This is a genomic window from Nocardia sp. NPDC003345, from assembly GCF_053589395.1.
In genome coordinates, this window is sequence record NZ_JBSFRU010000341.1 from 1 (window position 1) to 6,682 (window position 6,682).

The window sequence follows — 6,682 nt, forward strand, 5'->3', positions numbered from 1 at the left end:
CACCGACCACCGGCCCCCGGGCCCAGCCACCTTGCCCGCGATCATCCCCCTCGTCGTCCACAACACCGCCGACGGCACCCGCTGGTCACCCGCACACCCCACCGAACTCGCCGACTTGATCGACCTCGACCCCGCCGCTCGCGAAGCCCTCGGCCCCCACCTGCCCCGGCTACGGTTCCTGCTCGACGATATCGCCGCCCTGGACCCCCGCGCACTACGCGACCGCGACCTCACCCCCGCGACCAGAATCCTGCTGGTCCTGCAGCGGATCGCACCCAAGAATCCCGCCCTCGGGCACGATATGCTGGATTGGCTCGAAGACCTGCGCGCCCTGGAAACCGGACCGGACCCCCTCGGCGACTACCTGACCGTCCTGACCTACCTCATGACAGTCGGCGAAACCACCGAAACAGACCTCGTAACGGTCTTCGAACAGCTCGGCCCACGAGCGAAGGAGGCGATCGTGACCACAGCAGAAATCATTGAAGCCCGCGGCGAGGCGCGTGGCGAGGCGCGTGGCCGCGTCGAAGGCCGTGTCGATGCTCTGCTCGAGTTGGCTACCGTGAAATTCGGCGTACTTCCGGCCGCGGCGATCGGACGCGTCCGCTCGGCCGATCCCGCACAGGTCCGAAAGTGGACCGCGCGGGTGCTGACCGCGAACACCCTCGACGAGCTGTTCGGCTGAGCCGGTCCGCGCCGTAGCCGGCGCAGGTCCCGCTCGGAAGGGTCAGGCCCGGGCGGCCGCCGCCTTCTCCCGCGCCGCGTCCGCGCGGTCGATATCCGCGAGATCGAAGCCCTTGGTCTCCCGCGCCACCAGCACCGCGACCGCCGTGACCGCGGCCGCCGCCGCCAGGTACACCGCGATCGGGACCGACGAATCGAACTCGTCGAGCAGTTTCACCGCGATCACCGGTGCCAGCGAACCCGCCACGATGGAGGTCACCTGGTAGCCGAGAGAGACCCCCGAATACCGCATCCGGGTCGGGAACATCTCCGCCATGATCGCCGGCTGCGGCGCGTACATGAACGCGTGCGCGACCAGCCCGAGCATGATGGCCGCGGTGATGATCCAGCCGTTTCCGGTATCCATCATCGGGAACGCGGCGAAACCCCACGCCCCGGCGGCGACGGCGCCGAAGAAGTAGACCGGTCGCCGGCCCACCCGGTCGGTGAGCGCACCCACCAGTGGCACCGCCACGAAATGCACGGCGTGCGCGGCGAGCAGCCACCACAGGATGTCGGAGGTGCTCATATCGTGCTGCACCTTCAGATAGGTGATGGTGAACGTGACGACCAGGTAGTACATGATGTTCTCGCCGAACCGCAGACCCATCGCAGTGAACACGCCCCGCGGGTAGCGCTTCAGCACCTCCACCGCGCTGAACGACGAGGACCGCACCTGTTCGGCCTCCTGCCGGGCGGCGGTGAAGATCGGCGCGTCACTGACCTTGGTGCGCACGTAGTACCCGACGAGTACCACGACAGCCGACAGCCAGAACGCGACCCGCCAGCCCCAGGACAGGAACGCGTCGTCGGACAGGGTCGAGGTGAGCGCGAGCAGCACCAGGGTGGCGAGCAGATTGCCGCCGGGCACCCCGGACTGCGGCCAGCTCGCCCAGAACCCGCGGCTGCGGTTCGGGCTGTGCTCGGCGACCAGCAGTACCGCGCCGCCCCACTCTCCGCCGACCGCGAACCCCTGCAGGAACCGCAGCACCACCAGCAGTGCCGGTGCCAGGTAGCCGATCTGGCCGTAGGTCGGCAGACAGCCCATCAGGAACGTCGAGGCCCCCACCAGGATCAGGCTGAACTGCAGCAGCTTTTTACGGCCGTATTTGTCGCCGAAATGCCCGAACACCAGACCGCCCAGCGGGCGCGCGGCGAAACCGACGGCGTAGGTGAGGAACGCCTTGAGGATTCCGTCGAGCTCGCTGTCGGATTCCGGGAAGAAGATCTTGCTGAACACCAGCGTCGCCGCGGTCCCGTACAGGAAGAACTCGTACCACTCCACCACGGTCCCCGCCATGGATGCGGCGACCACCCGGCGTAACCCGCGCCGCTCCACGGGGGGCTGCCCACCGGTCGCGGTCGAACCGTCCACGCTCATCGCCAACTCCTCACACGCTCCGACCCCGCAACGGCACCGGGGTCACAGGGAGTATCTCCCCGGACCCGGTCCGTCAGAGGCGATTCGGCGGGGTCGACCGGCCCGTGCCCGATCAGCGGGACGGGGTTGTCCACGGCGGCCAACTCACGGCTTCCCGGCCCAGCGAGCCGGGTTCGCGGGGCCGGTGGCGGTGTCAGTGGGCGCGTCAGTCCGGCGTCAGCGCGGTATCAGGCGGGGCGGCGACAGTCTTCATCGAGCGGCACGGACAACGAGCCGGGCACTCGAACGAATTCCGCCATCGGCCCTCAGAGGGAGCACATCATGACCGCCACACCGATCGATCAGGACGCCACGAACCCGGGAACCGCGCCCGCGGCTCGGCCGGAACTGCAGCGGGCGATCGAGGAGATCGTCGAATCCGGTTTCACCGGCCTCACCCTGCGGGTGCACGACGAGCGCGGGGAGTGGGCCGGCAGCGCCGGTGTGCGCGAACTCGGTGATACCGCGAAGCCGCCCGTCGACGGGCATATCCGGATCGGCAGCAATACCAAGACCTTCACCGCCGCCGCCGTCCTGCGACTGGTGGCCGAAGGCGAACTCGCGCTGGACGCGCCGGTGGCGGAAACGCTGCCCGAGTTCGGCTTCGACGAGCGGATCACCGTGCGTATGGTGCTGCAGCACACCAGCGGGATCTTCAACTTCACCGGTGAGATGTTCCCGGACGGCACGGTCGTGCCCGGGATTCCTTCCACCATCGCCGGAAAGGAGTGGGTGGACAACCGGTTCGCGACCTACCTGCCGGAAGAACTGGTCCGGCTGGCGCTGTCGAAGCCGGCCCGATTCGAACCGGGCACCGGCTGGAGCTACTCCAATACCAACTACGTGGTGGCCCGGCTGCTGATCGAGCGGGTCACGGGGCGTTCCGTCACCGAGGAGATGCGGCGGCTCATCCTGGCACCGCTGGGGCTGACGGGCACGGTCGCGCCGACCACCGAGACGGAGATCCCCGAACCCCACGCCCACGCCTACTACCGCTACGACAACGACGGCGTGGAACGGACGATCGATGTCACCGAGCACAATCCGTCCTGGATCAGCAGCGGCGGCGATATGATCTCGACCACCCGCGACCTGCACGTCTTCATCTCCGCCCTGAACAGCGGCGAACTCCTGCCTCCCGAACTGCTCGCCGAGATGCGCACCACGTACCCGACCGGCATCCCCGGTATGGACTACGGTCTGGGCATCTTCGTGCGGGAAACCGCCGGCGGGCCCGTCATCACCCACAACGGCGGCGCCGCGGGGCACGGGGCGCTCATGTTCAGTACGCCCGACGGCCGCTCGACCATGACCGCCGCATTCAACTACGTCGACGACGCCGCGCTGTCGCTGTCCGCGGAGTTCCAGCTGGCGATGCAGCGGCTCATCGGAGAGGTCTTCGAGCGCCCCGGCCGATGATCCACCGCAGCAGGCGGACTCGGCGGGTCCACCGGGCGGGGCGGGCAACGGAGCCGGTGAGGGCGTATTCCGCCCGATCCAGGCAATCTCGCGAGAGGGCGTCGTGCAGCCAACGGTAGGCCAGGGGCCAGGTCAGTCGCGCCGGTCCACGCGTGTTCATGGCGAGCAGGTGGACCAGGTCGGCGCCGTCGGAAGTCGGACGGACGGTGAATTCGTGGAAGCCGTCGAAGCCCCGGGGCCCGGTGAAACGGAAACGGACCCAGTGGCCGGGCACATAGTGGTCCACCGTGTACCGGACCGGGCCGTGCCCGCCCACCGCGCCGGCGCCGAGCGGGCGGTCGAACCGCATCGCGGGCCAGAGGTGCGCCGGCCAGAGTGTGTCGCTCTGGCCGGCGAGGCCGTCCACCAGGGCGCCGACCGGGCCCACCGGTCCGGGCAGGTGGCGGAGGTGAATGTTGACAACGGCCATGATCGGCTCCTCGGTCCGGTCGGCTTTATTTTTAGAGATTGCTCTCTAAAACGAATTAGAGCATATCCTCTATTTCATGGGAAGGCCACCGAGGCACGATGCCGATCGGCTTCTGGACGCCGCCGCGGAACTCCTGGCCGGAGGCGGGTCCGCCGCGGTCACCATGTCGGGGGTGGCCAAGGCGGTCGGCGCCCCGAGTGGGTCCGTGTATCACCGGTTTCCGGATCGGCCCGCATTACTGGCCGCGCTGTGGTCACGCGCGCTGCGCGGATTCCACGGCGAACTGCTCGCCGGCTTGAGTCACGGAGATCCCCGGGAGGCGATCCGCGGTGGTGCGCGTGCGAGCCTGGAGTGGGCGCGGCGCAATCCCCTCGAAGCGCGCGTACTGCTCGCGGGAAAGAAAGAGCTGGGTGAGCAGGACTGGAGCGAGCAGGCCCGCACGGACATCGAGCGAGCCGACGCCGTGCTGAACGAGGCGTTGACTGCCCTGATCGAGAACGGCGACGATACCGCTCCCGGCGCGGCCGACCGGGTGCTCCTCGCGGTGGTCGACCTGCCCTACGCCATGATCAAGCGATATCTGACCATCGGCCGGCCGATCCCCGACCACGCGCCCGAACTCGCCGAACAGGCGGCGGCAGCGCTGTTCGCGCTGGGAACGACCGGGCCGTGTCCGACCCGAGGAGATCTGTGAACGACGACAGCGCGCCGATCCGGGGGTTCGCCAGCGATAACAACGCCTCCGTCCACCCGGAGATCATGGCGGCGCTGGCGGCCGCCAATGTGGGTCACGCGCCCGCTTACGGAGCCGACGCCCATACGGCCCGGCTCGGCGAACTGGTCCGACGCCATTTCGGTGAGCGCGCGGAGATCTATCCGGTTTTCAACGGCAGCGGCGCCAATGTGGTGGGGCTGCAGGCGATGTGCGACCGGTGGAGTTCGGTGATCTGCCCGGAGACCTCGCATATCAACTACGACGAATGCGGTGCGCCCGAGAAGGTCGCCGGATTGAAGGTGGTGCCGGTGCCCACCTCGGACGGCAAGCTGACCCCGGATCTGCTGGACCGGTACGCGACGGGATTCGGCGATCCGCATCATGCCCAGCCCCGGGTCGTCTCGATCACCCAGAGCACGGAGCTCGCAACCCTCTATACGCCCGGTGAGATCGCGGCACTCGGCGCGTCGGCGCACGAGCGGGGGATGCTGCTGCATGTGGACGGTGCCCGGCTGGCCAACGCGGCGGCCGCGCTGGGACTGCCGCCGCGCGCGTTCACCACCGACGCCGGAGTGGATGTGCTGTCGCTGGGCGGCACCAAGAACGGCATGATGTTCGGCGAGGCGATCGTGGTGCTCGACCCCGCCGCCGTGCGGGGTGTGGAGTACCTGCGCAAGGCGGGGCTGCAGCTGGCTTCCAAGATGCGGTATGTATCGGCGCAATTCGTGGCGCTGCTGGAGGGCGACCTGTGGTTGCGCAATGCCCGGCACGCCAATGCGATGGCGGCCCGGCTGGCGGACGCCGCCGCTGGGGTGCCGGGCGTCCGGATCGTGCGGCCGGTCGAGGTCAACGGCGTTTTCGCGGTACTGCCACCGGATGTCACCGAGCGGCTGCGGCGGCGGTTCCGGTTCCATCCCTGGGATATCCGCACCGGTGAGGTCCGCTGGATGTGCTCCTTCGATACCACCGAGGACGATGTGGACGCCTTCGTCGCGGCCCTGGCCCGGGAGATGGCCGCCTAGCCGGACGTCACACCCGGCGCGATCTCGTCGACCGCGCCGGCCGGGATCGCCCGCTCCACCGCGACCCGTACCAGTTCCTCCACCTGTTCGTCGGTGAAGACGCCGGGCAGTGTGAGCCTTTCGAGGACCAGCCAGTTCAGTGCGAGGAACAGCAGGTTCACGGTGTTCGCGTCGCCGGGCATCCCGTGGTCCAGATGGTTGGCGATATTGAAGTCCAGGTCGGCGCGCACGCGCTCGGTGAGCAGGGCCTGCAGGTCCGGCCGCCGGGTGGCTTCCAGGCGCAGTTCGAGGATGGCGAGGTAGCCGCTGCGGAACCGGCTGACCCGCCCGACGACCTCGGTCATGAGTTCGTGCACGGTCTCGCGGGAGCGCAGGCCGTGCAGTTTGGCCATGGTCTCGGAGTCGGGGACCAGGCGTTCGTAATACCGGTGGGCGACCTGGATCAGCAGGTCGTCACGGTTGGCGAAGTAGTTGGAGGCGGTGCCGGCCGGAACCGCTGCCTCCTTGTCCACTGCCCGGAAGGTCAGCCCGCGGGCCCCTTCACCGGCCAGGACCTCGATCGACGCGTCCAGCAGGGCTCGCCTGCGTTCTGGGTTCGTGCGCACCACTTGACACCACTCCATCTGTAGTACTACGGTTCAAATCACTTCGACCACAGTACTACAAGCGAAGTGGTTATAGGAAAGGCGGCGTTCATGCGAAAGCAGCACAGCAACACCTACCCCATTCGGAACGACCAGCCGCGTTTCGTGACCCGCCCGGTCCCGCCGCGCACCCACGGCTCGACCAAGGGCGGATGGCCCCGGCATATGCGGCGGGGCGCCCGGTAGCGTGCGGCCGGCCGGGATCGTGATCCCGGCGCGGTGGCCGTACCCGGCGATGTCGACCCGCCGGTGGCAGCCTCGGCACTGCTG

General features: G+C 68.6%; 8 protein-coding genes. 5 read left to right on the forward strand and 3 right to left on the reverse strand.

Annotation, left to right across the window (positions count from 1 at the left end; genetic code table 11):
* Positions 1–685, forward strand: a 685-nt coding sequence (locus tag ACWDU1_RS27220) for an Rpn family recombination-promoting nuclease/putative transposase (RefSeq protein WP_450002762.1), incomplete at its 5' end; no start/stop codon positions are given.
* Between the two features lie 42 nt (positions 686–727).
* Here ACWDU1_RS27220 and ACWDU1_RS27225 read toward each other — a convergent pair.
* Positions 728–2,104 carry an MFS transporter gene (locus ACWDU1_RS27225; RefSeq protein WP_450002764.1) on the reverse strand — a complete coding sequence of 459 codons (1,377 nt, stop codon included), beginning with the start codon at positions 2,102–2,104 and terminating at the stop codon, positions 728–730.
* A gap of 321 nt (positions 2,105–2,425) precedes the next feature.
* Between ACWDU1_RS27225 and ACWDU1_RS27230 the strand changes: the two genes are divergently transcribed.
* Positions 2,426–3,562: a serine hydrolase domain-containing protein gene (locus ACWDU1_RS27230; RefSeq protein ID WP_450002765.1), complete on the forward strand. Its 1,137-nt coding sequence runs from the start codon at positions 2,426–2,428 to the stop codon at positions 3,560–3,562.
* Here the strand turns inward: ACWDU1_RS27230 and ACWDU1_RS27235 are convergent.
* Entirely contained in the window at positions 3,528–4,031 is a 504-nt protein-coding gene (locus ACWDU1_RS27235) for an SRPBCC family protein (RefSeq protein WP_450002767.1), read from the reverse strand. The two genes, ACWDU1_RS27230 and ACWDU1_RS27235, sit on opposite strands and share 35 nt — an antisense overlap.
* 76 nt (positions 4,032–4,107) lie before the next feature.
* On the opposite strand from ACWDU1_RS27235, the gene ACWDU1_RS27240 reads away from it, so the two are divergent.
* Both ACWDU1_RS27240 and ACWDU1_RS27245 read left to right on the forward strand, forming a co-directional pair.
* The gene (locus ACWDU1_RS27240) at positions 4,108–4,725 is read left to right on the forward strand and encodes a TetR/AcrR family transcriptional regulator (RefSeq protein ID WP_450002768.1); all 618 of its coding nucleotides are present in this window, start codon (positions 4,108–4,110) and stop codon (positions 4,723–4,725) included.
* On the forward strand, positions 4,722–5,768 hold the full coding sequence (locus tag ACWDU1_RS27245; protein WP_450002770.1) for a threonine aldolase family protein: 1,047 nt from the start codon (positions 4,722–4,724) through the stop codon (positions 5,766–5,768). The genes ACWDU1_RS27240 and ACWDU1_RS27245 overlap by 4 nt, the downstream gene beginning before the upstream one ends.
* Here the strand turns inward: ACWDU1_RS27245 and ACWDU1_RS27250 are convergent.
* Positions 5,765–6,376: a TetR/AcrR family transcriptional regulator gene (locus ACWDU1_RS27250; RefSeq protein WP_450002772.1), complete on the reverse strand. Its 612-nt coding sequence runs from the start codon at positions 6,374–6,376 to the stop codon at positions 5,765–5,767. The genes ACWDU1_RS27245 and ACWDU1_RS27250 overlap by 4 nt on opposite strands.
* A gap of 87 nt (positions 6,377–6,463) precedes the next feature.
* Between ACWDU1_RS27250 and ACWDU1_RS27255 the strand changes: the two genes are divergently transcribed.
* Positions 6,464–6,598, forward strand: coding sequence for a hypothetical protein (locus ACWDU1_RS27255; RefSeq protein ID WP_450002774.1), 135 nt, complete (start codon positions 6,464–6,466; stop codon positions 6,596–6,598).
* The last annotated feature ends 84 nt before the right edge of the window (positions 6,599–6,682 follow it).

Coding starts and splice junctions, on each gene's coding strand:
- ACWDU1_RS27255 (WP_450002774.1), top strand. CDS start 6,464: ATGCGAAAGCAGCACAGCAACACCTACCCCATTCGGAACGACCAGCCG.
- ACWDU1_RS27225 (WP_450002764.1), bottom strand. CDS start 2,104: ATGAGCGTGGACGGTTCGACCGCGACCGGTGGGCAGCCCCCCGTGGAG.
- ACWDU1_RS27230 (WP_450002765.1), top strand. CDS start 2,426: ATGACCGCCACACCGATCGATCAGGACGCCACGAACCCGGGAACCGCG.
- ACWDU1_RS27240 (WP_450002768.1), top strand. CDS start 4,108: ATGGGAAGGCCACCGAGGCACGATGCCGATCGGCTTCTGGACGCCGCC.
- ACWDU1_RS27235 (WP_450002767.1), bottom strand. CDS start 4,031: ATGGCCGTTGTCAACATTCACCTCCGCCACCTGCCCGGACCGGTGGGC.